The following is a 26,104-nucleotide window of genomic DNA, read 5'->3' on the forward strand; positions in this document are numbered from 1 at the left end:
GTCAGCCAGTTTCATCGCCCCCGGAAGCGCCGCGCATGCCCCGCCCGACCGAGCACCAGCCAAACCGTCCCCGCAATCACGAGATGATGCCTTTGGCCGACCTGGCCTTCCCGACCGTGCCCGGCCATCGCCTGCCATTGCCGGTTGACCCCGCACGCGCCACCATCGCGCGGGAACGCGTGCTCGACCGCCTGGCCGGACTGGATGGCGACGAGGCGGCGGCCGCCGATGCCGCCGCCCTGCGATCGCTGATCGAGATCGACGCCGGCCGGCGGCTGATCGACGGCATGTTGTGCGGCAGCCCCTATCTGGCGCAACTGGCCACGATCGAGACAGCCACCCTTGCCCGCATCGCCGCCCGCGGACCGGATGCGGCTTTCGACGAGATCCGCACGGGTTTCATCGACCTGTGCCGTCAGGGCGGCACCGAAGCTCAGGTGATGGCCGGCCTGCGGCGCCTGAAGCGGCGCGCGGCCCTGGTCGCCGCCGTGGCGGATCTGGCGGGTGTCTGGCCGCTGGAGGCGGTGACGGCGGCGGTGAGCGATACGGCGGAACTGGCGCTGGAAGCGGCCCTTGCCCATCTGCTGCGCGATGCGGCCCGACGCGGCGAGATCACGCTGCGTGATCGCGACAATCCGGGCCCGGAAAGCGGGCTGTTTGCACTCGGCATGGGCAAGCTCGGCGCCTGCGAACTGAACTATTCCTCCGACATCGATCTGATCCTGCTGTTCGACGCCGAACGGGTGCCGATGGCCGATGATCGCCCGCCCCAGCCGGTGTTCAGCCGCATCGGCCGGGATCTGGTCAAGATCATGGAGGCACGCACCGCCGACGGCTATGTCTATCGCACCGATCTGCGTCTGCGCCCCGATCCGGCTTCCACCCCGCTTGCGCTTTCCGCCGAGGCGGCGGAGACTTATTATGAAAGCGTCGGACAGAACTGGGAACGCGCGGCCATGATCAAGGCACGGGTCGTGGCTGGCGATCATGATGCCGGCAACGACTTCCTCGCCCGCCTGACGCCATTCGTCTGGCGCAAGAGCCTCGATTTCTATGCCATCGCCGATATCCATTCGATCAAGCGCCAGATCAACGCCCACCGGTCGGGTGACGGGCTGGATCTTCCCGGCCACAATCTGAAACTCGGCCGTGGCGGTATCCGCGAGATCGAATTCTTCTGTCAGACCCAGCAACTGATCTTCGGCGGCCGCACCCCCGACCTGCGCACCCGCGGCACCGCCGCTGCTCTGGATGCCCTTGTCGCCGAACATCGCGTCGAGGCCGGGACCGCCCGTCGGCTGAAGGATGCCTATCGTCTGCTGCGCACCATCGAGCACCGCCTGCAGATGGTCGACGACGCCCAGACCCACAGCCTGCCCAAGGACGAGGCGGCGCTCGACCGGATCGCGGCGTTTTCGGGCTTTGAGACCACACAAGCCTTCAAGGAGACGCTGATCCAGACCTTGAAGGGCGTCGAGCGGAGCTATGCCGAGCTGTTCGACGACGCTCCCGGCCTTGGCACGGCCGAAGGCAATCTGGTGTTCACTGGCACCGAGGACGACCCCGATACCATCGCGACCCTGGAAAGGATGGGCTTCCGCGAGCCGTCGCGTCTGGTGGCACGGGTGCGCGACTGGCATCGTGGCCGGGTACGCGCCACCCGCAGCGGCCGGTCGCGACAGATCCTGACCGAAATCATGCCGGAACTGCTGTCGCGACTGGGCGGCACCGGCGACCCGGATGCCGCCTTCCTGCGCTTCGACAGCTTCCTCGGCGAGCTTCCGGCCGGCGTGCAGATCTTCGCACTGTTCCACAGCAATCCGGACCTTCTGGCCCTGGTGGCCGAAGTGATGGGGACAGCGCCCAAGCTGTCGGAACAACTGGCACGGCGATCGTCGCTGCTGGAAGCGGTGATCGACCCGGATTTCTTCACCACCCTTGGCGCGCCTGAGGATCTGGCGGCCGATCTGGAACGGGTGCTGAGCCGCGCGCGCGATTATGAAGACACCCTCGATCTGGCCCGCCGCTGGGCAGGGGAGCGCAAATTCCAGGTGGGCGTGCACATCCTGCGCGGCCTGACCGATGCCGACGCCGCGGCCCCGGTGCTGACCGCCATCGCCGATGCGGTCATCGCCGCATTGCTGCCACGGGTGCAGGCCGAATTCGCCCAGGCGCACGGCCATGTACCGGGCGGCCGCATGGCGGTGGTGGCCCAGGGGCGCCTTGGCTCGGCCGAAATGTCGATCGACAGCGATCTGGACCTGGTGATCATCTATAGCGCCGATGATGCCGCATCCGATGGCGGCCGGCCGCTTGGGCCATCCCATTATTATGCCCGCCTGGCCCAGCGCTTCATCTCGGCCATTTCGGCGCTGACCGGCGAGGGGCGCCTCTACGAGATCGACACCCGTCTGCGGCCGGCCGGATCGTCGGGGCCGGTGGCCACCCGTCTGGATGCCTTTGGCCGCTATCACCGCGCGGATGCCTGGACCTGGGAGCATATGGCCCTGACCCGTGCGCGGGTGATCGCCGCCGACACGCCCGAATTGAAGGACGCGCTCGACGCGATCATCCATGAGGTTCTGGTGCGGCCGCGCGACGCCGATAAGGTGACGGCCGAGGTCGCGGATATGCGCCGGCGGATCGCGCAGGAACATGGCACCAATGACTGCTGGTCGGTCAAGCATGTCCGCGGCGGTCTGGTCGACCTGGAATTCCTGGCCCAGCATCTGCAACTGATCCATGGCGCCGATCACCCTGATCTGCTGCTGCGCGATACCGCCCTGGTGCTGGAACGTGCCGGCGCCGAGGGATTGATGGCTGATGGCGCCATGCTCGCAGGTGCTGTCCGCCTGCAGCGCCGGATGCTGGGCCTGCTGCGCCTGACGGTCACCGGGCGCTTCGATCCGAAGGCCGCACCGCCGGGGTTGATTTCGGCCCTGGCCCGCGCGGCCGGGCTCGACGATACCGCCGATGCCGAGGCCATCAGCCATATGTTGCAGACCTGCCAGGCCGCCGTGCGCGCCCATTTCGACCGGGAGATCACCGGCGACAGGGCCGCCGGCTGATCCGGCCCATCATCACCCGTTCACAGATCGCCCATCCCATCCGTCAGCCATCCCATCCGTCAAAAGGTTCAGACACATGATCGAAGAAGGTGCCAAGGCCCCGGGGTTCACCATGCCCACCGATGGCGGCGGCGAGATTTCGCTGGCGGCCCTGAAGGGCAAACGGGTGGTGCTGTATTTCTATCCCCGTGACGACACCCCCGGCTGCACCAAGGAGGCCTGCGCCTTCCGCGACATGCATCCCGATCTGCAATCGCTGGATGCCGTCGTCATCGGGGTGTCGAAGGACACCACCGCCTCTCATGACAAGTTCAAGGCCAAGTATGAACTGCCCTTCACCCTGGCCGCAGATACCGACGGTGCGGTCTGCGAGGCCTATGGCGTCTGGGTCGAGAAAAACATGTACGGCCGCAAGTCGATGGGCATCGAGCGCGCCACCGTCCTGATCGACGAGACCGGCACCATCCGCCGCATCTGGCGCAGGGTGAAGGTGGATGGCCATGCCGAGGCCGTGAAGGCGGCGATCGAGGCCCTGTGACCTCTGCACGCCGCCCCGATATGCCCGCCGCCGCCGCCTCGTTCGCCGCCGCCGCCTGCACGGTTCTGCTGACCGCCGAGCCACGCGCCAAGGCGGCGGCGGCGCGTGCCCTGCACAGCGCATGGCAGGGCGGCGGCATTCCGGCCCCGGCGCCGGAAGATGCCGCCGCCCTGCCCGATCGCCCGGCCCGGCCGGATCGTCCGGAACTGCTGTCGCCGGCCCGTATGCCCAAACGCGGGCGCGGTGGCAGCATCGCCAGCCGCGTGCGGCTGCTGCACGCGCTGGCCCATATCGAGTTCAATGCCATCGATCTGGCCGTGGACATGGCGGCACGGTTTTCGGCCGTGATCGACCCCGATCCGGTCGTCCAGCGGCGCTTCGCCGATGACTGGCTGACGATCGCCGATGACGAAGCCCGTCATTTCGGCCTGATCGCCGACCGTCTGGCCGATCTGGGTGCCGCCTATGGCGACCAGCCGGCCCATGACGGATTGTGGAGCGCCGCCATGGCCACCGCCCACGACATGCTGGGCCGGCTGGCGGTGGTGCCGATGGTGCTGGAAGCACGCGGCCTGGATGTGACGCCCGAGATGATCCGCCGGCTGGATGCCTTCGGCGATACCGCCAGCGCCGATGCGCTGCGGGTGATCTATGCCGACGAGGTCGGCCATGTCGCGGCGGGGCTGCGCTGGCTGTCGCATGCGGCCGAAGCCCGCGGCCTCGACCCCCGCCAGGTGTTCCACGACCGGGTCCGCACCCTGTTTCCGGGCCGGGTGAAGCCGCCGTTCAACGCCGAGGCCCGCGCACGCGCCGGCATGGTGCCCGAGGATTATGAGCCATTGGTCGATCCACGCCCGGTGTGATGCGGCCGACCAGATGCAGATCCGCGCCGCCAGCCACATCTGCCGTCGAATAAAATTATGGGTTGTTTTTCTCTAAGAAAAAGATCGTCATCTGGGATAGCCAGACCCCGATGGAGACACGGCCCGTGACCAGCACCCCCGACGCTGCCCCCGATCAGCCGGCCGCCGTGGCGCCGCCCGGCGGCGACGCTTTCGCCGTTGCGACAGAACCTTTGGTTGCAGATCCCGATATCCTGGCGCCGCGCCTGGCATTGTCGCTGCACGATGGCGCCCTTACCGGGCTTGCCCGCGATTTTCTGGTCAGCGGCAGCCTGAAGCACGCGCTCGACCACCCCCGCTATCTGGAGGGCGAGGCCTGGGCACAGTTGCGGGAGAGCTGCGACGACCTGCCGCTCGACGTCTATATGCGCGATGGTGGCCGCTACCGGCGGCGCCGGCTGTCGCGCTTGCAGTTCGACGTGGCCGGCAATGTGCTGAGGGCAGCACCGCCCCGCGCCTATAACCAATCCTCGGCGATCAACTACCTGAACGGCGATATCGATCGCCATTACGAGCCCCTGGTGCCGGCGGTCTATCACAACCCGCTGCTCGACGCGCTGCTCCGGGCCTTCGGCCGGGCGCTGGCGGTCGTCGACGGGGTCGATCGCTGGCAGGTGAACGTCCATCAGGCACGGATCACCGCCACGCCGCATGACATCGGCAAGCCGGTGCCCGAAGGCGTGCATCGCGACGGCACCCGCTATTCACTGCTGCTGATGCTGAACCGGATCAATGTCGATGGCGGCCACAGCATCGTTCACGACAACGACAAGCAGCCGGTTTTTGAGCGCACCATGACCGATCCGGGCGATTTCATCATCCTGCTGGATCCGCTGACCTATCACGACGTCACCCCCATCACCCCGGCCGACGGCGTCAATCCGGCCTTCCGCGACATGCTGGTGGTGGAATTCAACCACCTGGACGGTCCTCAGGATGGCGCGGGCCGGCTGCCGGGGGCGCCGCACCAGCCGCACGCGGCACCACCGCGCTGACAAAATCAGCGATCAGCCCGGCCACGCGCGGATCCGGCCGGACACCCGGCGCGGTATAGGCGGCAATATTCGCCGCGCGGTCGACCGGTGCCGGTTTGAAGACGTGGTTGAGCCCGCCGAGGATCTGGATCCGGGTTCCCTGCGGCCGGGCCCCCGCCAGCCGGCGGGCATCGGCCACGGTCACCTGAAGGTCGCGGTCGCCCTGAAGGATCAGCACCGGGCCGCGCAGGCGCTCGACGATCGCCGCCGGGTCGACGCCCAGCCACGAGATCAGATAGGGTTGCACGCTGGCCCGGAACAGCGGCGCCAGATCCAGCGGCACGCCGTCAACCTGCCGCCCGGCGATCAGTTCGGCCAGAATCCGGCGGGCGCGGCTGCGCGTGGCGTTATCCATCGGCGCCTGATCGATCTGCCGCGCCAGCGTGCGCCCGGCAGGCTCTCCGGCCGTCGCCGCCAGGATCACGCCGTCCGGTGCCACGCGGCGGGCAGCCAGCAGGGCCAGCAGGCCGCCTTCGCTGTGGCCCATGGTCACGACAGCGGCACCCGCCGCCAGCCTGCGCGCGGCCCGTGTCCAGCGCGCGGCATCGCCCGCCAGCATATCGAGCGTCATCGCCGCCTCATCCGGGGCGGCGGCGGCGCTGGCGCCCACGCCCCGCTTGTCCACGCGCAGACTGGCGATGCCACGGCCCGCCAGATCCTCGGCCAGCGCGCGCTGCATGTCGGTGCGAAATCCGGGCTGGTTGCCGTCGCGGTCGGTGGGGCCCGACCCGGCCAGCATCAGCACCACGGGCAGGGCCGCATCGGCACTGGCGGCACAGGGAAACGCAAAGCTGCCAAACAGCTCCGGCGCGTCGGGCGCGGGAGACGCGGTGATCGCAATCGCGCGTTCGCACATGTCTGTCGCCAGAACGGTGGATGCGTCCTGCGCGCGGCCGGGGCCCGAAAACAGCACGGCCGTGGCAGCAAGCGCCGCCACGGCCGTGATGACCGGAAGACCTGCCCGCCTGAGGGGCCGGCGCCGCATCAGTCCAGATCACCGACATCGCCGGAACGACCCTCGACGCGGGCGGACAAGGCCGCCTGCATGAAGGCGTCCAGGTCACCATCCAGCACCGCCTGGGTGTTGCCGGTTTCAACCCCGGTGCGCAGATCCTTCACCATCTGATAGGGATGCAGCACATAGGAGCGGATCTGGTGGCCCCAGCCGATATCGCTCTTGGCATCCGCTTCCGCCTGGGCCTTTTCCTCGCGCATGCGGATTTCGCGCTCATACAGCCGCGCCTTCAGCATGCCCATCGCGGTCGCACGGTTCTTGTGCTGCGACCGGTCCTGCTGGCACTGCACCACGATGCCGGTGGGGACATGGGTGATACGGATCGCGCTGTCGGTCCGGTTGACGTGCTGGCCACCAGCACCCGATGCCCGATAGGTATCGATGCGCAGATCCTTGTCGAGGATCTCGATATTGATGGTGTCGTCGATCACCGGATAGACATGCACGGCGGCGAAGCTGGTCTGGCGGCGCGCCTGGCTGTCGAATGGCGAAATCCGCACCAGACGATGCACGCCGGTTTCGGTCTTCGACCAGCCGAAGGCGTTCTGGCCCTTGATCTGAAGCGTCGCCGACTTGATACCGGCTTCTTCGCCGTCGGTTTCTTCAACGATCTCGGTCTTGTAGCCATGGCCTTCCGCCCAGCGCGTATACATGCGCAACAGCATCAGGGCCCAATCCTGGCTTTCGGTGCCGCCGGCGCCGGCATGCACCTCAAGATAGGCGTCGTTGCCGTCGACCTCGCCCGAGAGCAGGCTTTCGACCTTCAGGGTCAGAAGATCCTGATGCAGCCGGGCAAGCGAAGCCTGCGCCTCGTCGACCACACTGTCATCTTCTTCCATCTCGCCCAGTTCGGCGAGTTCCAGATCATCGCGGAACGCCTGATCCAGCTTGCGATAACGCTCCACCGCGCCATCGAGCTGGGTGCGTTCGCGCATCACCTTCTGCGCGCGCGCCGGGTCATCCCAGAGCTTGGGGTCTTCCGAGAGAGCGTTCAGCTCGTCGAGCCGGATAAGCGCGTTCTCCCAGTCAAAGATACCTCCTCAGCAGCCCGAAGGTCTGCTCGATCTCGTCGGCCAGCGACTTGATCTCGGCGCGCATGTGCACGTCCTCCTGTTGATGGGGCAGGCCACGGCCGGAGCCGGGCCGTCAAGATGTTCACGCCATGTCCATGATGCGGTCAGGGCGGCCGGCGCCGTTCAGTACAAACCGCCGGGGCCCGGGACGTTGGCGCCGCCATAGGGGCTGGGCGGGCGACCGGTCGACGATCCATCGCCGCCAGGTGCCACCTCGTTCAGATAGTCATCATAGGTCGCCTCGCCGGCAACCGTGGTCGGCTCGGTGCCGGGTTTGAACGCCTCGGTAATCACCGAGGCGGTGCCGGGACCGGGTAGCAGACCGGTCTTGGCATCGACGCGGACCAGCCTGATGCCGCTCGGCGTGCGGAATGGTGTGGCCGGCGCATCGCTGAGCGCGCCCTTCATGAACTCGATCCAGATCGGCAGTGCCGCAGATGCACCCTGCTCCCTGTCGCCGAGCGACCGCGGCGTGTCGAAGCCGACATAGACGCCCACCACGAGATCGGGGCTGAAGCCCATGAACCAGGCATCGAAGCTGTCATTGGTGGTACCGGTCTTGCCCGCCAGCGGCTTGCCGATCGATGCGGCGCGCCGGCCGGTGCCGCGCTGGATCACGCCTTCCATCACATGCACCAGCTGATAGGCATCGCGCGGGTCCAGAACCTGCTCACGCGCATCGGGCAGGCGCGGTGCCTGCAATCCAGGCTGCCAGGCTGCGACAGAACAGGCCTCGCAAGGACGCTGATCGCGGCGATAGATCGTCTTGCCCTCGCGATCCTGGACCCGTTCGATCAGCGCCGGCTCCACGCGCCTGCCGCCATTCACCACCATGGCATAGGCGGTCGACAGCCGCATCAGCGTGGTCTCGCCCGCGCCGAGCGCCGTCGACAGATAGGCCGGCCAGTCGCCGATGTTCAACCGCCGCGCCAGATCGGCGATGGTGTCGGCGCCAAGCTCGCGCGCCAGACGCACCGTCATCAGATTGCGCGACTGTTCAACGCCCACCCGCAGGGTCGAGGGCCCATAGAAACGACCGCTGTAATTCTTCGGCCGCCAGGTCTCAAGGCCAGCACCCTGCTCCAGCGCCAGGGGCGCGTCCTGCACGATCGATGCCGGCGTCCAGCCATGCTCGAAGGCCGACAGATACACGAACGGCTTGAACGACGATCCCGGCTGGCGCTGCGCCTGGGTCACGCGGTTGAACTCGCTGGCGGCGAAATTGAAGCCGCCGGTCATCGCCAGCACCCGTCCGGTATGCGGGTCCATGGCGACGATCCCGCCTGAGACGTCGGGCACCTGGACCAGTTTCAGGGCGGTGGCGGCCGGCTTCGGCGCCGGCGCCTCGCCGTCTTCGGCACGACGTTCGGCTTCGGCCGCGATCTCGGTCGGGTCGTTGGCAGGCGCCACAGCGACGACATCGCCCACCGATACCACCTCGTCGACCGCGCGGATCGCCGCGCCGCGCCGGTCGACCGACACGTATTTCCGTGCCCATTTCACCGCGTCGAGATCCAGCGTGCCGGCGGAACCATCGGCAAAAGTCAGCCGCGCCGCGCTTTTCGACGCCTCGACCACCGCCGCATAGCGCCAGCCCGGCACCAGCGGGTGGTCGCGGCCCAGATCGGTCAGCTTCCTGGTCACCGCATCGGCATCGGCGGCATCAACGGTCGCGACCGCCCCCCGATAGCCATGACGGCGGTCATAGGACACCAGACCGTCGCGCAGCGATGTATCGGCCAGCGCCTGCATCTTGGGATCGACCGTGGTCAGAACGCTGAGCCCGCCTTCATAGAGCGCATCCGTGCCGAAGCGGTTGGCAAGATCGCGGCGGACCTCTTCGACGAAATAATCGGCGCGTGCCAGATCCTCGCCGCCACGCGGCCGGGTGACCAGCGGCGTGGCCCGGGCAATCTCGGCATCCTGTGGCGTCAGATAGCCATCCTCGGCCATGCGACCCAGAACCCAGTCCCGCCGGGCCTTGGCGGCATCGGCGCGGCGGATGGGGTGATAATTGTTCGGCGCCTTGGGCAGTGCCGCCAGATAGGCGGCTTCCTCAGGCGTCAACTCGTCCAGCGACTTGTCGAAATATTCCAGCGCCGCTGCACCCACGCCATAGGCGCCATAGCCCAGATAAATCTCGTTCAGATACAGCTCAAGGATATGATCCTTGCTGAAGGCACGCTCGATCCTGAGCGAGAGCAGCGCCTCCTTGACCTTGCGTTCGATCGAGACCTCATTGGTCAGCAGGAAATTCTTGGCCACCTGCTGGGTGATGGTCGAGGCGCCGATCGGCCGACGATCGCTGGCGATGTTATCGATATTGGTGACCGCCGCCCTGAGGATGGCGACCACGTCGATACCGGGATGCTGATAGAAATTCTGATCCTCGGCGGCAATGAAGGCATTCTTCACCACCTCGGGGATCGCCTCGATCGGCACGAAGACCCGCTTCTCGCGCGCATATTCATCCAGCAGCCGGCCATCACCGGCATAGACCCGGGTCACGGTCGCGGGCTGATAATCGGCCAACTGATCGAAATTCGGCAGGTCGCCGTCATACATCGTCACGCCGTAATACAGCGCAGCGCCGCCCGCGACCAGAAGCAGGATAAAAGCGGTCAGAAGAACACCGAACAGGCGGATCAGGCTCATGAGCTGCGCATGTCCGCAGGCTTCAGCCGGCGGCTCCCAGATGATTGACGGTCACTGCCGACCGATGATGAACGGCCGGCCACGACAATTGGCCGGGAGTGTGGCGACGATGCGCGTCCGCGTCAATCGCAGGCCTGTGTGCTGTGCATTGCAAGGATCGCAGGCATGGCGGTTCCCAGCCAGTGCGCGGGCGCCGCAGATCAGAGCCGGCTCCAGGTCTGTTCGGCCGCGAAGAACTGATCGACGGCCGACACCATGCCACGCACCAGTCGCGACCGATGCGCCGGATCCTGAAGCACCTTTTCATCCTGCCGGTTCGACAGGAAGCCGGTTTCGATCAGGACCGACGGCATGTCGGGTGCCTTCAGCACGGCAAACCCGGCCGACCGCACCGGCTTGCGCAGCAATTCCGTATGCGGTTGAACCTGACCGATGATATGGCCGGCAAAGCGGGCGGAGAGGTTCATGGTCTCGCGCCGCGCAAGATCGATCAGGATCGAGGTCACCTCTGCGCTTTCCGTCGACAGGTCGACGCCGGCGATCAGATCGGCCTTGTTCTCGCTGTCGGCCAGTTCGGCGGCGACGCCGTCCGAGGCGCGCTCGGACAGGGTATAGATCGAGAGGCCCCGGGTGCGGGGATTGCCCACCGAGTCCGCATGGATCGAGATGAACAGCTCGGCATCGGCGGCGCGGGCGATCGACACCCGGTCGCGCAGGCGGATGAAAATATCGCGGTCACGGGTCAGCACCGGCTTGTAGCGGCCGGTCTTTTCCAGTTCCACGGCCAGTGCCTTGGCGAAGGCGAGCGTGATCGACTTTTCCTGAACGCCGGAAATGCCGATCGCACCCGGATCGATGCCGCCATGGCCGGCGTCGATGGCGACCACCCGGCGGCCGTCGGCGCGCTGACGCGGCTTCACCGCATCGGGCAGCGCCGGTGCTACGCTCAAGGTCTGTGACGCGGCCGAGGGTGAGGCCGCCGCAACCTTGGTGCCGTCGAAACGGTTCTCGGGCTCGCCCTTCAGCGTCGCTTTCGCGAAAGCCTGGGGCGTGGTGCGCGACAGGTCGACCACGAAACGCGGCGGCATACCGTCCTGGGCCGGCAGCACGAACATGGCGTCGATCTGCGACGGCTGGGTCAGATCCAGCACCATGCGATAGACCCCGGGCTCGAACAATCCCACCCGATACCGCGCGATCAGGCCCGCACCGTCATTCTCGCCGCGGTCCAGGATCTGCCAGTCGAGGCCGCGGAAATCGATCACCACCCGGTCGGGACCGGACAGGGTGAAGGCCCGGAAATCCACCCGCCGGTCCAGATCGATCGCCAGGCGGGTCTTGTCTGGGTGCAGGCCGAAGCGCAGGCCCGTCGCCCGTGCCACATCGGCGGCACCGGCCTCGGCCACGCCGGTGCCGGGCAGGATGACCCCGCTCAGGCACAGCAGCGACACCAGAACCAGCGACAACAGCCTGCGCACGATCCGGCCCATATCCGCGCGGCCACGGCCGGCACAAGGCGGCCGCGCCGGAGAGGCTGCGGGGCGAAGGAGGTGTGTGCAGACGGCAGGCGACGACATGTGACGGCTCCACGAGGCGTCCGGCGGCATATCACGGACCGGCGCAAAAGCCGCCCGCGGATAGGCGATCCGGTGGGCGGCAGCGCTGGTGACTCACTTGCTTATAGGCGCAACTCGCTCAATCTTTCAATGTGTTTATCTGCGTTGTTGGCACTTGGCATTAAGTGTGTGGCTGGCGTGTTACGCGGCATCCGATCACCGGCCACGCCGGCTGAACGGGGGCCGCCGCATCATATGACGGTCGACATGCGCTTGCCCTGTCGCCTGATTGCAACAGCGCGATTGTGGAAGGGCCGCGACCTGTTCTATAGTGCGCGCGCCTGGAACGGTCTGGTGATCGACGGGCTCCGTGCTTTTGTGTGGAGCCCGCGTTGTGATCCGGAGCGCTGCAGGACGGAATTCCGTATGGCTGGTGGATGAGGACCGGGTCACGCCCAATGGGCGATCCCCAAGGCCTCCCAGGCTCTGGATGAGCGCCCCGGCCGACGGCTGAACCCGCCGCAAGGCCAGGATGACGGCAACCGCTGACGTGCCCGCCCGCAACTTCGGATGGCACCGCCGGCCGGGATCCACGACTTCCTGACGAGGTGGCGGAGGACCGTGGTGAACCGCAATTTGGCGGTGGCCCCGGCCCGACGACTAAGGAACGGTCATGAACGACGCGCGCGATTTCGCGCACAGCGTCGGCCGCGCGGACCACGAGGCGTCCCCCGATGCCACATCTGTCTGAGCGCCCGTCGTCCAGCCCCCGAGGGCTTGCCTGCTGCCGATTTTTCGGCGGTACGGATATCGTCGTCCTGATGCCGTTTCCCATCCTCACGACACCGGTCCTGACCGTGCCGCCTGCCGCCGCTGCCGATACCGGCATCCGGGCCGCAGACGGCCGCTGGCCTGCGCGTCGTTCCTCCACATCCTGCCCGACGGATCGGCGCCGCCTCAGACCGGCCGGCGCCCGTCGTGGTCATATCCGGAGTTCCACGCTCGATGACGAAGCGTATGCTGATCGACGCGAACCACCCCGAAGAGATGCGGGTGGTCGTCACAAACGGCAATCGGCTTGAAGAATTCGATTTCGAAACATCGACCAAGAAGCAGTTGAAGGGGAATATCTATCTCGCCAAGGTGACCCGCGTCGAACCCTCGCTTCAGGCAGCGTTCGTCGATTATGGCGGAAACCGTAACGGCTTCCTGGCGTTCAGCGAAATTCATCCCGATTATTTCCAGATCCCGGTCGCCGACCGCGAGGCGCTGGTGCGCGAGGTTGAAAAGGCCGCGCGCGAGGATGCCGAGCGCGACGCCAAGGCCGATGCCGCCGAGGGGCCCGAGATCGAGGAAGTCGGCGGATCGGATGTCGACGACATCGCCGCCGGCGGCGCCAGCCGCCGCCGCATGCAGCCGCATCGCCAGTACAAGATCCAGGAAGTCATCAAGAAGCGGCAATTGATCCTGGTCCAGGTCGCCAAGGAAGAGCGCGGCACCAAGGGCGCCGCCCTCACCAGCTATATCTCGCTGGCCGGGCGCTATTGCGTGCTGATGCCGAACACCGCCAATGGTGGTGGCATCTCGCGCAAGATTTCCGACGCCCGCACCCGCAAGAAGCTGCGCGAGACCCTGGCCGAGCTGGGCGCGCCATCGGGCATGAGCGTGGTGCTGCGCACCGCCGGCGCCGAGCGCACCAAGACCGAGATCAAGCGCGACTATGAATATCTGTCGCGGCTGTGGGATGACATCCGCGAACGCACTTTGTCGTCGCGCGCGCCGGCCCTGATCTATGAAGAGGCCGACATCATCAAGCGGTCGATCCGCGACATCTATACCAACGACATCGACGAACTGATGGTCGAGGGTACGGAAGGCTATCGCGCCGCCAAGGAATTCATGCGGATGCTGATGCCCAGCCGGGCGCGGCTGGTGAAGCTGTACAGCGACCGGATTCCGCTGTTCCACCGCTTCCAGATCGAAACCCAGCTTGCATCGATGCACAGCGCGATCGTCCGGCTGCCGGCCGGCGGCTATGTGGTGATCAACCAGACGGAAGCGCTGGTCGCGATCGACGTCAATTCGGGCCGGTCGACGCGTGAACGCAACATCGAAGAGACCGCGCTGAAGACCAACCTGGAAGCCGCCGAAGAGGTGGCCCGCCAGTTGCGTCTGCGCGATCTGGCCGGCCTGATCGTCATCGACTTCATCGACATGGACGACCGCAAGAACAACCGTGCGGTCGAACGGCGCCTGAAGGATGCGATGAAGGCCGATCGGGCCCGCATCCAGCTCGGCCGGATCAGCGGTTTCGGCCTGCTGGAACTGTCGCGCCAGCGCCTGCGGCCGTCGCTGATCGAGGCCAGCACCATGCAGTGCCCGCATTGCGGTGGCACCGGTCTGGTCCGCTCGGTCGAAAGCACCGCCCTCGCCGCCCTGCGTGCGGTTGAGGAGGAAGGCATCCGCGAGCGCACCGACGAACTGGTGCTGCGCGTGCCGACCGAGGTGGCCCTGTACATCTTCAACCACAAGCGTGAGATGCTGGCGGATATCGAGGACCGCTATCTGTTCCGCGTGCTGGTGGAAGCCGCCGACAACCTGACCCCGCCGACGCCGTATGAGCTGGAGCGCACCAAACAGCGCAAGGAAGGCGAGATCCCTGAACGCGCCGAGCGGCCCGACCGGCCGCTGACCGCCCAGTCGTCCGCCGCCGCAGCCGATGCCGCGCGTATCGCCGCCGAGGATGCCGAGGACGAAGCCGCCGCCGCCGCGCTGGAAGAGATCGAGGCCGCGGAAGCCGCGGCCGATGCCGCAGCGGAAGCCGCAGCCGCGGCACCGGCCGAAAGCCGCGCGCCCGTCGAAGCCGAGCCCGAGGCGGAAGCCGATACCAATGGCGACGACGAGCGGGCGCGCCGCAAGCGCCGTCGCCGGTCGCGCCGGCGGAAGCGCCGTGACGACGAGACCGGCAGCAGCGAGTCGGCCGATACCGGCGCCGATGACGACGACGAGGACGAGGACGACGACCGCTCGGATGCCGACGCCGACGTCGAGACCGAGACCGAGACCGAGACCGCCGAAAGCAGCGGGACCGGTGCTGCCGACGATGAGACCGCCGACGAGCGCGCCCAGCGCGGCGAGGATGAGGGCAACCGCCGTCGTCGTCGGCGCCGGCGGCGGCGCCCCGCCAATGGTGAGGCCCGTGCGACCGATACTGGCGAGGATGCCGGAGACGACGCCGACGAGGCTGACACCGCCGTGACGCCGGCCGTCGCTGACGCCGAAGCCGAGGTTGCGGTCGCCGAGACCGCCGTGGCCGAGGCGCCGGTCGCCAGCACCGAGGCGATGGAAGCCGCCGCGCCGGATGGCCCGGCTGGTGAGCCGGATCGTGTCGAGGAGGAGGCCCACGCTGAGGAGGGTCGCGCTGAAGAAGGCCGCAACCGCCGTCGCCGTCGTCGGCGGCGTCCGCTGGGCACCGATGCGGTGACCGATGCGGAAGCCGAGGTGGTGGGTGCCGTGGCCGCCACCAGCCGCCCGACGGGCGTGACGGTGATCGAGGTGCCCATGCCGGAGATGCCGGCATCGGAGGCATCCGCACCGGAGGCATCCGCGCCGGCCGAGGCCGCCGTCGCCGATGAGGCGCCGGCTGCCGAGACACCGGCAACCGAGGCACCGGCAACCGAGGCACCGGCAACCGAGGCACCTGTCGCCGAGGCGGCGGTCTCCGACGATGCCGCCCAGGCGGTGAGCGAGGCTCTGGCGCCGGGCGTGGTTGACGCCGAAGCGGTTGACGCCGCGCCGGTTGAAGCCGAAACGGTTGAAGCTGAGCCGGTCGCCGAGGCCGCGCCGCCAAAGCCGCGTCGTCGCCGCAAGGTCGCGGAGCCGGCTGCCGCCGAGGCAGCGGCGCTTGAGGTCGCGCCGGCACCGCGCCGTCGTCGCAAGGCAGCGGAGGCCGTGGAAACCGCCGAGGCCGAAGCGCCCGCCGCCGCCGCACCGAAGCGGAAGCGGGCGACGAAGGCCGATGCCACCAAGACCGCGGCGAAGGCCACCACCAAACCGGCGGCCACCCGCCGCCGCACCAAGGCCACCGAAACTGCCGAGCCCGTCGCCACCGACGACGCCGCGGCAGCCAGGCCGCGCCGTCGGCGCAAGGTCGCCGATGCCGTGGTGGCCGAGACCCTGCCCGCCGAGATGACGGTGATCAGTGGTCCCGATGCCGCGGTGCCGGCGGTCGAGGCGCCTGAAGGTGCCGCCCCGGTGATCGATGGTCCGCTGGCGCATGCGCCGGCCGACAGCCAGATCACCGAGGCTGCGTCTGGCGAGGGGGCATCTGCCGAGGTGTCGCCTGATCAGGCCGCCGCCGAAGGCGACCGCGATGCCGACGAGGCTGGCGACGCGCAGGCGGCAGCCCCGCATCCGGCCGGCGACGCGCCGGTGGCCGAAGCGGCGATTGTGCCGCCGGTCGACACCGCGGCCAAGACGACGGCGCGCCCGCGCCGTGGCTGGTGGGCGGCCCGCGACCGCGGCTGATGCCGCGATCCTGACCGTTGCACGCAACGAAGATCCTAACCGTTGCACGCAACAAAGGGGGCTGCCGGATCACTCCGGCAGCCCCCTTTTCCTATCCAGACGCCGGGGGTTCGTGGACGCCCCCGGCATCGCCTGATCGATCAGGCAACCTTTCCGACGCCGAAGCTGCGGCGCATCCAGCCATCCAGCCGGTCAACCACCTGCACCATGTCGTCGGTGCTGCCGGCAAAGGCCATGCGCAGATAGTGATGGCCCTTGAACGGGTCGAAATCCACGCCCGGCGTGGCCGCGATTCCGGCTTCATGCAGCATCCGACGGCAGAAGGCGGTGCTGTCCATGCTGTAATCCGAAATGTCGGTCCAGACATAGAAGGCGCCGTCGATCGGTGCGATGCGCGTGAAACCCACGCCCGGCAGCCCTTCCAGCAGCACGCGCCGGTTCTCGGCATAACGCTTCACCGCGATCTCGGCCTCGTCATAACCGTCGAAGGCAGCGGTCGCCGCGATCTGAGAGAGAGCCGAGGGCGACAGGAAGAAATTCTGGGCCAGCTTCTCGGCGGTGCGCGCCATGTCGTCCGGCAGCACCATCCAGCCCATGCGCCATCCGGTCATGGCGAAATATTTCGAGAAGCTGTTCACCACGATCGGCGCCTGCGAGTAATTCAGCGCCGAACGGGTGGCCGCGCCATAGGTGAGGCCGTGATAGATTTCATCGGAGATCAGTGTGATGCCCTTGGCCTCGCAATAGCGGACCAGGGTTTCCAGTTCCTCGGGCTTCAGGGTGGTGCTGGTCGGATTGGACGGGCTCGCGACGATCAGGCCGTCGATCGGCTTGTCCAGCGCCTCCAGATGGGCGACCGTCGGCTGAAACCGGCTCTCAGGCCCGGTCTCGATCGACACCACCTCGATATTCAGCGCCTTCAGAACGTTGCGGTATGAGGTATAGCCCGGCTCCGCCATCGCCACCCGCGCGCCGGCATCGAAGGCCGCAAGGAACGCGATGGTGAAACAGCCGGAGGCGCCATGGGTGATGACGATCCGCTCGATCGGCAGATCGACCCCATACCATGCGCGGTAATGATCGGCGATCCGCCGCCGCAGCGCCGGCTGACCGGCGCCTTCGGTATAACCGAAGGCCGGCCCGTCGAGGGCGCGACGGGCGGCATCCAGGGCCGGGCGCGGCGCACCGGTCGATGGTTGCCCCACCTCCATATGGATGATGTGGCGACCCTGGGCTTCCAGCGCATTTGCCTCCGCCAGAACTTCGAGGGCGTGGAATGGCGGGATCTGCGACCGGCGCGAGACGGGCATGTATCGGTTGTCCTTGGACTGTGGCACGACATCCGGCCCGCCTGCCGGGCATCGATGGCAGGCTGACCGGACGGATGCATCGGGATGATGTCCGCGATGATAGGAAACAGATGCTCCCGCATCAAACAAAACCACAGGTTATATTTGATGCCGGAGACATGGCCCCTCAGGGCAGGCGATCAGCGGATGGCAAGGCCTGGCGAGGCCGGCGACACCAGCGCATTGCAGCGCTGATCGCTCGACGGGATGCCGTTGGCGCAGGCCGCGGCGCTGACATCGGCACCCGCGGTACCGGCGGCGGCAATCGCCTGGTCCAGCGCCTCACCGCCATAGAAGGCACCGACCAGCTTTGACATCGCCGGCACGGCACCTGTGCCGGTGGTGGCCGCCGCCATATAGGGTTTGTGGATATTCTCGTTGATCGCCAGCACCGCGGCACCCGATGCCAATGCACCGGCATCGGCAGGTCGGGCGGCGATGATGCCGGTGTCGTCGCCCATCCGGCCGGTGCCGAAGGCGGCCCCTTGCGTGAAGGTGCAGGCGACGGCGACACCGACCCGATCCATCACCACAACCCCGGAGTGAACGGCATCACCGCCGCCGGCGACCGGAGCCGCACCGGTGCGCACCCCGGCCACCCCGTCCAGTGCCGCGGCACCACCGGTGCCCGCGATGGTCACCAGATCGAAATTGCCATAGGGCCGCGACGGCGCATCGCCTGTAACCGGCTGGTAAAGCCGCAGGTCGTCGGCCCGCAGGGTCACGCCCGCCTGGGCGAAATCGTCGATCATCCGACGCCCGAGCGGCCCGCTATAGAGAGTGCCGGGGCCTTCGGTGCGGATGGAGCCAAGCGACGCCGCCAGATCGGGCCGCTGCATCTGGCTGCCCTGTATCAGACTGCCGAAGGTGCGGGCCAGGGTCGGCGACGCGCCGATGACCTCGCGATAGGCGGCAAGATCGGCGGCGAAAGCCGGCGACACCGGCGCGCCGAACCGTGCCAACTGTTCGCCGGGCGATACCAGTTGCGGCCAGCGGAGCGTGCCATACTTGGCCTGCATGGCATACAGGCCACGGGCGAAACCGGGCACGGCGACGGTCTCGCCCGCCACCGCCGCCCGCGGCATAAAGTCGAAGGACTGCGCCGTCTGCGGCTGTTTGGTCCGCGGCGGCTGCGCCTTATAGACCACGCAGGCACCACCGCCGCCAAGACCGACCCGGCTGGGCAGGGTCACCGTCTGGGCGATGGCGATGGCCACGGCCGCATCGACGGCACTGCCACCGGCCGACAGAATGTCGCGGCCGATCAGCGCCGATCGCGGCTCGTCGGTCGCGACCAGACCAATGAAACCGGTGACCGCGTCCACGCGGCCGACTTCGACCTTGGGAGCGCAGCCAGCCACGAGCGCCGCCGCGCCGATCGCCAGCAGCGCCAGAGGCCGGGTCGCCGCGAGAGGCCGTGTCACCGCGAGAGGCCGGGCCAGGCCGGGCGCGTCGCGGAATTGCCACCGATGCCGAGATTGACGGGCCTGGATTGCGCCCCTACGTTCGAGGGAATCATCCGAGGTCTGCATCGTGCGCTCAAGCTTCCTCCGCATCGCCGTCCTTATCTGCTTCCTGATCGTGTCGGGGATGAGTGCCGTAGGACCGGCCTCGGCGCAACGGGCAGGGCTGTCGTTCATCCGTGACGCCGAGGTGGAACATACCATCCGGCAGATAGCGACTCCACTGTTCAAGGCCGCCGATCTCGACGCGTCATCGATCGACATCCATCTGATCCGCGACAATGCGATCAACGCCTTCGTCGGCGGCGGCATGCACCTGTTCATCTTCACCGGCCTGCTGATGGCCAGCGACAACCCGAACCAGCTTGCCGGCGTCATCGCTCATGAAACCGGCCACATCGCCGGCGGCCATCTGTCGCGCATCGGCGGGGCCGTGGAAATGGCCACAGCACAGGCGATCGCCTCGGCACTGCTGGGTCTGGCGATCGGGGTCGCCGGCGGCAGCGCCGATGCTGGCATGGCCATCGCCATGGGCGGCCAGCAGATGGCCCAGCGCGGCATGTTGAGCTTCAGCCGCGCGCAGGAGAATTCAGCCGATCAGGCCGGCATCCGCTTCCTGCACCGGGCGGGGGAATCGGCGCAGGGCATGCTGGAATTCTTCCAGAAGCTCGACAATCAGAGCCTGCTGATCGGCAGCCGCCAGAGCCCCTATCTGTCGACCCATCCCATGGCCGCCGACCGGGTGCGGGTGGTTGAGAACGTGGTGGCGCAGGAAAGCGGCGTGCGGGCCACGGCGACGCCGGAAGAACAGATGGCCTATGACCGGATGATCGCCAAATTGAAAGGCTTTCTGGACCCGCCGGGCCGCACGCTGGCGACCTATAAGGCCGACGACCTGTCGGTGCCGGCCCGCTATGCCCGGGCCATCGCCTATTATCGTCAGGCCGATCTGGACAACGCCCTGCCCCTGATCCGCGGCCTGATCGCCGAACAGCCCGATGACCCGTATTTCCACGAGCTGGAAGGCCAGATCCTGTTCGAGAACGGCCGGGTCAGCGATGCGATCGCGCCCTATCGGCTGGCGGTCGAGACCTCGAACCATGCGCCGCTGATCTCGGTCGGGCTGGCGCAGGCGCTGATCGAGACCGGTCAGGACGCCGCCTATACGGAAGCGCAGTCGCTGCTGGAAGCGGCCACCGCCGCAGACCGCGACAACGCGACCGCCTGGCGCCTGCTGGGGATCGCCTATGGCCGCGCCGGGCGCATGCCGCAGGCGTCGCTGGCGCTGGCGGAATACAATGCCCAGGTCAATCGCTGGGAGGAAGCGGTGGTGCAGGCGACGCGGGCACGCGACAACCTGCCGGTCGGCTCGCCCGGACAGCTACGCGCGGATGATCTGGTCGACTATGCCAAACGCCAGCGCGAAGAAGCCCGTGCCCAGCGCTGACGACGATAACAGTCCGGGCCGTCATGCCGGCCCCTCAGACGTGAAAGATGCGTAATTCCATGTCGAAATTCATCGTGCCGGTCGTGGCCCTGGTCATGGGCGCCATCGGCGGTGCTGCCACGACGTTGGTGATGGACCGCGTGCTGGCGGTCGATCCGGCGGCCCAGGCCCGCGCGGGCGAGGATATGGTCCGGGATGTCCTGATCCGCGAACCCGAACTGGTCGTCGACAGCATCCGCCGCTGGCAGGCCGATCAGAAGTCCGCCGAGGCTGAGGCACAGAACACAGCGATCGCCGACAACCACGACCAGTTGGTATCCGACGGCCGTGACCCCGTGGTTGGCCCCGCCGACGCGCCTGTGACCGTGGTGCAGTTCTTCGACTATCGCTGCCCCTATTGCCGGCGGGCGATGGTGACGGTGGACCAGTTGATCAGCAAGCGCGACGATATCCGCGTGGTCTATAAGGAATTCCCGATTCTGGGCCCGGATTCCCTGATTGCCGCCCGCGCCGCCCTGGCGGTGCAGGCAATCGCGCCGGCGCTGTATCCTGAGATCCATCAGGCATTGATGACCGCACAGGGCAATCTCACCGAAGACCGGGTGCTGGCCCTGGTCGGCGATCGCGGAGCAGATGCCGCCGCAATCAAGGATCGCATGCAGTCGCCCGAGATCGAAGCCCATCTGCGCGAGACCATGGCGCTGGCCCAGAGCCTGGGCATCGGTGGCACCCCGGCCTTCGTGATCGGCGACACGCTTCTGCCCGGCGCTGTTGAACTGGACGCGCTGGAACAGGCGGTCGACAACGCCAAGGGTTGAGCGACAGACAATTATGGGGGGGCATAGGCAGTGCTGACGGCCATCACGCTCGAAACCTTCAAAAGCTACCGGTCCGCGCGTCTGCCTCTGGCCCCCCTCACTGTGCTGATCGGCGCCAATGCTTCGGGGAAAAGCAATGCCGTCGAGGCGATGCGCCTGCTCTCCTGGCTCGCTCAAGGCCAGAAGTTGTCGGCCATCCGCTATGCCATCCATGACGGCGAGCATGTCGTGCGGGGCAAGGTCGACGATCTCTCCTACCGTCAGGGCGACAGTTTCAGCATCGGGTGCGAGACCAACGATACGGAATTCAATCGACTGAGCGTCACAGTCGCACGTCACGCTGACGGGCTGCACATTGCCAATGAGAGCATCACGCATGAGGGCGCCAGGGTGCCGCTCTATGTTCTCGATCAGCCGTCGACGGGACGGGGTACAGATGTACGGGTTGCCTATGACAATTTCAGCCGCGGAGGAAAAAAGCCGTATGTTACCTGTAGTGACCAGGCAGCTATTTTCACACAACTGACAAACCCAACTGCTTTTGATGCCAGACACAAAGACGCGCAGACTAAAATTCCGAAGATAACGCGGCACTACGAAGCGCTGCTCTCATCCATACTCTTTCTGGATCCGGTTCCCGCACGGATGCGGGATTACAGCTTTTCCGGCGATGGCAGGCTCAGAGGGAGCGGAGAAAACGTATCCTCCATTCTGTTCGACCTGATCGAAGGCCCGCTTTCAGATGATGAGGCAAAGGATGATGTGCTGAATTTCATCCGGAGCCTGCCTGAACAGGACATTGCGCAACTCGGCTTCGTCCAGGAGCCGCGCGGCGGGGTCATGATCAAACTCACCGAGACCTTCGGCGGGGTGGAACGGCCCTATGATGCCTCGCTGCTGTCGGATGGAACGCTGCGTGTGCTGGCAATCGCAGCCGCCATGCTTTCAGCCGAAGCCGGCAGCCTTGTGGTCATTGAGGAGATCGATAACGGCGTCCATCCCAGCCGGGCACGACATCTGCTGGCGTGCATCAGGCGCGTCGCGGAACGCCGCCGGCTGCGCGTCCTGCTGTCGACACACAACCCCGCCCTGCTTGATGCCCTGCCGGATCGGGCGATTCCCGATGTGGTGTTCTGCTATCGTGATCCCGAAGACGGCGCCAGCCGTCTGGTCCGGCTGGAAGATCTGCCCGCCTATCCCGAACTCATTGCCCAGGGCTCGCTTGGCGATCTGGCGACCAGCGGGACACTGGAACGGTTCGTGAAATCCCAACCCGATGAGGACGAACGCCGCGCACGGGTCATGATCTGGTCGCTCGACAGTGACCTTGAGGGCTATGATCGCGTCGTCGGCTGACCCGCTCGGACCTGCGGCATCGGGGCGCTGACGCCGCGGGCCGCCAGTGCCTGCGGCGCCATGCGGACAAGCTCGGCGAAGCGGGTGGCCACCAGGTCGGCGCCTGCGGCCATGCGGGCGGGGCCATGGCCCCAGCCGGCGAAGATGCAGGGCAGACCGGCGCCGCGGGCGGCGGCGACGTCGTTGGCGTGGTCGCCGACCATCACGGCGGGGGCACGGTCCAGCCCCGCAGCCGCAAGCGTCATGGTCAGGTGGCGCGGATCGGGCTTCGAGACCGCGAAGCTGTCGCCGGCGCCGATGCCGTCGAAACGGTCGAGCAGGCCCAGGCCCGCGAGCATGGCGCGGGTGGCTGCCTCGGGTTTCTTGGTGCAGACCAGAACCGCCCAGCCGGCGGCACGGAAGGCGTCGAGGGTTTCGGCGACGCCGGGGAAGGCCGTGGTCAATTCGGCCGCATGGGCGGTGTAATCGGCCAGAAACCGGTCATGGGCCGCCTCAATCATCGGCAGCCCGCGCGCGGCCAGCACGCGCTCGACCAGTTTGCGGGGGCCGTCGCCCAGATAGCCGGCGATTTCGGCGCCCGTCACCGACCGCAGGCCCAGTTCCACCATCAGCCGGTTCATGGCTGCGGCGAAATCGGGAACGGCATCAACGACCGTGCCGTCGAGGTCGAGAATAAGGGCGGGTCGGGTCATCGGCAGGGCTCCGGAAAGGGCGGGGCCGCAGCATAGCAGCCCCGCCCTGCCCCGGCGAGCCGGCCACCGTCAACAAGGGGGGCACCGCCAACACGCCGCCGCCGTCAGCCGGCGCCAAGATCGGTCGACCGCGCCACCGCTTCCTGGGCATCCAGCGCCGCCAGCCGCCCCAGAAGCGCCGTCCGGATCTGCTCATAAGCATCGCTGCCAAGGGCAAGACGCCGTGGTGCCTCAACCGTCTCGGCCACCTCGATCATCCGCGCGACCATCCGGTCCGGATCGCCCGGCACCGGGAACGCGCCCTCGGTAAAGGCGCGACGGATGGCCCCGGCCGGCGTATCGGCATAGACCGCCGACGGTGCTGCAAGGTCGGCACCGGTGCTGCCGAAGCCGGTCGATGCGGCGCCCGGCTCGATCAGGGTCACGCCGATGCCGAAGGGCGCCACTTCCGGTGCCGCCGCCTCGAAGAAGCCCTCCATCGCCCATTTGCTGGCGTGATAGAGGCTGAGGCCGGGAAACGCCATCTGCCCGCCCATGGACGAAAGCTGCAGGAAGCGGCCGCCACCCTGTCGGCGCAGATGCGGCACCACAGCCCGGAACAATTGCATCGAGCCCAGGACATTGGTCTCGATCTGACGGCGGATCGCCGCATCGTCGAGTTCCTCAGCCGCGCCCAGCAGGCCATAGCCGGCATTCGAGACCACCACCTCGATCCGCCCGAAATGCGCAAAGGCCGCGTCGGTCACCGCGCGCAGCCGGGCCGTGTCGGTGACGTCGAGGTCGGCCAGCCACAACCGGTCGCCATAGGCATCCGCCAGACCGGCAAGCCGCTCGGGGCGCCGGAGGGTCGCGGCAACGCGGTCACCGCGCGCCAGCAGGGTTTCGGTCATGATCCGGCCAAAGCCCGAGGATGTACCGGTGATCAACCAGGTCTTGGTCATGAGAGTTATCCTTCGTCGTGACCGGCCGGCGGCGGGACAAGGCATGGCCGGCCGTTGACGAGAGAATGGGGCGTGGCCATTGATTGATTAATCCGGTCAATCCGGCATGCCGTGATGGAGTTTCCGCAGCAATGAGCCGACCGCGCCTCGACGATCTCACCGCTTTCGTCACTGTGGCGCAGCGGCGGAGCTTCCGGCAGGCAGCCGACGATCTGGGCCTGCCGCCATCGACGCTCAGCCATATCATCCGGGCGCTGGAAGACCGCATGGGCGTGCGGCTGTTCAACCGCACCACCCGCAGCGTCAGCACCACCGAGGCCGGCGAACGGCTGCTGAACCGTCTTGCGCCACTGCTGGGCGACCTCGATCGCGCGCTCGACGCGGTCAACGCGTATCGCGCCTCGCCCGGCGGGCTGCTGCGGATCAACGCCAATGAAGGCGCCGCCCGGCTGCTACTGGACCATACCGTGCCGGCTTTCCTGGACCGCCACCCCGACATGCACCTCGATCTGGTGGTCGAGGGCCGGCTGATCGACATCGTGGCCGAGGGGTTCGATGCCGGGGTGCGGCTGGGCGAGGCGGTGCCGCAGGACGCGATCGCGGTGCCGTTCGGCGGCCAGGCCCGGTTCCTGGCCGTGGCCTCGCCCGCTTATCTCGCCCGCCAAGGCCGTCCGCGGACACCGGACGATCTGGCCCGCCACGACTGCATCCGCTTCCGCCTGCCCGGCGGCCGGCTGTATCGGTGGGAGTTCGAGCGCCACGGTCAGGAGATGGCGGTCGACGTGCCCGGGCGGCTGACCCTGAACACGCCGGCCGCGATGATCGAGGCCGCCTGCGCCGGTCTGGGCATCGCCTTCGTCTCCGACAGCGTCGCCCGGCCGCATCTGGGTGCCGGCCGGCTCGACATCGTGCTTGGCGACTGGTGTCCGCCATTTGATGGCGCGGTGCTCTATTATCCCGGCCATCGCCATGTTCCCGCCGGCCTCAGAGCCTTCATCGACGTGCTGAAGGAAACCGACCCGGCCCGCAAAAGCTCTGCGGCCGGCTGACGCAGCGCCCCCTTCCCTCTGTCGGCATCAGCCCGACGCGCGCATACTCGGCGGCATGACCATCGACCAGCCATCCGCCGTGCCGCTGCCGCACGCCTCGCGTCTCCGCCCGCTTTTCGCCGGCGCGGATCTGGCGGACAGTTATGCCATCGCCCTGCCCGGCGGGCTGGGCGGTGATCCGGAGGCCATCGCCCGCGCCCTGTTCAGCCATCAGGCGGCCTGGGTCGCCTGGCTGTTGAGGCTGCGCGATCTGCTGGTCTCGCCCTTCGGCCTCAAGACCGCCCCGATGCTCGCGACGCCCGACGGCCCCGGCGACCGGCGGATCGGCATCTTCAAGGTCTATGAAATCCATGCCGACGAGATCCTGATGGGCGAGGATGATCGCCATCTCGATTTCCGCCTGTCGGTCCGCATCACCGACGCGCAGCCCGGGGCGCAGCCAGGAGCGCAAATGGTGACCTTGACCACCGTGGTCCATTGCCACAACCTGCTGGGCCGCAGCTACATCATGGTTATTGCCCCGTTCCACCGTGCGGTGGTGCGCTCGTCGCTTGCCCGGGCGGCACGGGCCGGATGGCGCAGCCCGGCCGACGCCACATCCAGAGCCTGACGCCACGCCCG

The 26,104-nt window shown here is 67.5% G+C and carries 18 protein-coding genes; 10 read left to right on the plus strand and 8 right to left on the minus strand.

The genetic code is table 11. The features are described from left to right. The first annotated feature begins 35 nt into the window (after positions 1-35). The 4 genes from WG924_RS12475 (at position 36) to WG924_RS12490 (ending at position 5,503) form a co-directional block, all read left to right on the plus strand. Positions 36-3,068 (plus strand): bifunctional [glutamine synthetase] adenylyltransferase/[glutamine synthetase]-adenylyl-L-tyrosine phosphorylase, encoded by a 3,033-nt coding sequence (locus WG924_RS12475; protein ID WP_345933369.1) that lies wholly within the window; start codon positions 36-38, stop codon positions 3,066-3,068. Positions 3,069-3,144: 76 nt separating this feature from the next. Next, a complete protein-coding gene (locus WG924_RS12480) occupies positions 3,145-3,606 on the plus strand; it encodes a peroxiredoxin (protein WP_345933370.1) in 462 nt (153 codons plus the stop codon). A 20-nt stretch (positions 3,607-3,626) separates the two neighbouring features. Then, entirely contained in the window at positions 3,627-4,469 is an 843-nt protein-coding gene (locus WG924_RS12485) for a ferritin-like domain-containing protein (RefSeq protein ID WP_372045156.1), read from the plus strand. 125 nt (positions 4,470-4,594) lie between these two features. Further along, on the plus strand, positions 4,595-5,503 hold the full coding sequence (locus WG924_RS12490) for a 2OG-Fe dioxygenase family protein (RefSeq protein WP_345933372.1): 909 nt from the start codon (positions 4,595-4,597) through the stop codon (positions 5,501-5,503). Here the strand turns inward: WG924_RS12490 and WG924_RS12495 are convergent. The 4 genes from WG924_RS12495 to WG924_RS12510 all read right to left on the minus strand — a co-directional run bounded on the left by WG924_RS12495 (position 5,421) and on the right by WG924_RS12510 (position 11,763). After that, positions 5,421-6,479, minus strand: coding sequence for an alpha/beta hydrolase (locus tag WG924_RS12495; protein ID WP_345933373.1), 1,059 nt, complete (start codon positions 6,477-6,479; stop codon positions 5,421-5,423). The two genes, WG924_RS12490 and WG924_RS12495, sit on opposite strands and share 83 nt — an antisense overlap. A 47-nt stretch (positions 6,480-6,526) precedes the next feature. Then, positions 6,527-7,655, minus strand: a protein-coding gene (prfB, locus tag WG924_RS12500; RefSeq protein WP_345933374.1) for a peptide chain release factor 2 whose coding sequence is annotated in 2 segments (ribosomal slippage) — positions 6,527-7,585 and positions 7,587-7,655 — 1,128 coding nt in all. Because the reading frame shifts where the segments join, the coding sequence is not laid out codon by codon here. Positions 7,656-7,753: 98 nt separating this feature from the next. Then, on the minus strand, positions 7,754-10,285 hold the full coding sequence (locus WG924_RS12505) for a penicillin-binding protein 1A (protein WP_345933375.1): 2,532 nt from the start codon (positions 10,283-10,285) through the stop codon (positions 7,754-7,756). Positions 10,286-10,485: 200 nt separating this feature from the next. Beyond that, positions 10,486-11,763, minus strand: a complete 1,278-nt coding sequence (locus WG924_RS12510; protein WP_345933376.1) for an N-acetylmuramoyl-L-alanine amidase — start codon at positions 11,761-11,763, stop codon at positions 10,486-10,488. Positions 11,764-12,846: 1,083 nt separating this feature from the next. Here WG924_RS12510 and WG924_RS12515 point away from each other — a divergent pair. Beyond that, entirely contained in the window at positions 12,847-16,368 is a 3,522-nt protein-coding gene (locus WG924_RS12515; protein WP_345933377.1) for a ribonuclease E/G, read from the plus strand. Positions 16,369-16,508: 140 nt separating this feature from the next. Here WG924_RS12515 and WG924_RS12520 read toward each other — a convergent pair whose 3' ends face one another. Together WG924_RS12520 and WG924_RS12525 are read right to left on the minus strand one after the other, a co-directional pair. Beyond that, positions 16,509-17,678, minus strand: coding sequence for a pyridoxal phosphate-dependent aminotransferase (locus tag WG924_RS12520; RefSeq protein WP_345933378.1), 1,170 nt, complete (start codon positions 17,676-17,678; stop codon positions 16,509-16,511). 179 nt (positions 17,679-17,857) lie between these two features. Continuing rightward, positions 17,858-19,141: a gamma-glutamyltransferase gene (locus WG924_RS12525; RefSeq protein WP_345933379.1), complete on the minus strand. Its 1,284-nt coding sequence runs from the start codon at positions 19,139-19,141 to the stop codon at positions 17,858-17,860. Between the two features lie 166 nt (positions 19,142-19,307). On the opposite strand from WG924_RS12525, the gene WG924_RS12530 reads away from it, so the two are divergent. The 3 genes from WG924_RS12530 to WG924_RS12540 are packed head-to-tail and all read left to right on the plus strand — an operon-like array spanning position 19,308 to position 22,801. Continuing rightward, positions 19,308-20,627: a M48 family metalloprotease gene (locus WG924_RS12530; RefSeq protein WP_345933381.1), complete on the plus strand. Its 1,320-nt coding sequence runs from the start codon at positions 19,308-19,310 to the stop codon at positions 20,625-20,627. 59 nt (positions 20,628-20,686) lie between these two features. Continuing rightward, complete coding sequence (locus tag WG924_RS12535; protein ID WP_345933382.1) at positions 20,687-21,445, plus strand: DsbA family protein; 759 nt, start codon at positions 20,687-20,689, stop codon at positions 21,443-21,445. A gap of 30 nt (positions 21,446-21,475) precedes the next feature. After that, positions 21,476-22,801: an AAA family ATPase gene (locus WG924_RS12540; protein ID WP_345933383.1), complete on the plus strand. Its 1,326-nt coding sequence runs from the start codon at positions 21,476-21,478 to the stop codon at positions 22,799-22,801. Here WG924_RS12540 and WG924_RS12545 read toward each other — a convergent pair. Beyond that, complete coding sequence (locus tag WG924_RS12545; RefSeq protein ID WP_345933384.1) at positions 22,780-23,493, minus strand: HAD hydrolase-like protein; 714 nt, start codon at positions 23,491-23,493, stop codon at positions 22,780-22,782. The two genes, WG924_RS12540 and WG924_RS12545, sit on opposite strands and share 22 nt — an antisense overlap. Positions 23,494-23,597: 104 nt before the next feature. Further along, positions 23,598-24,434: an SDR family oxidoreductase gene (locus WG924_RS12550; RefSeq protein WP_345933385.1), complete on the minus strand. Its 837-nt coding sequence runs from the start codon at positions 24,432-24,434 to the stop codon at positions 23,598-23,600. Positions 24,435-24,565: 131 nt separating this feature from the next. Between WG924_RS12550 and WG924_RS12555 the strand changes: the two genes are divergently transcribed. Then, a complete protein-coding gene (locus WG924_RS12555) occupies positions 24,566-25,483 on the plus strand; it encodes a LysR family transcriptional regulator (protein ID WP_345933386.1) in 918 nt (305 codons plus the stop codon). A 55-nt stretch (positions 25,484-25,538) separates the two neighbouring features. After that, positions 25,539-26,093, plus strand: coding sequence for a DUF2867 domain-containing protein (locus WG924_RS12560; RefSeq protein ID WP_345933387.1), 555 nt, complete (start codon positions 25,539-25,541; stop codon positions 26,091-26,093). The last annotated feature ends 11 nt before the right edge of the window (positions 26,094-26,104 follow it).

Origin of the sequence: Tistrella arctica, assembly GCF_039630945.1 — a bacterium.
Classification (GTDB): Bacteria; Pseudomonadota; Alphaproteobacteria; order Tistrellales; family Tistrellaceae; genus Tistrella; species Tistrella bauzanensis.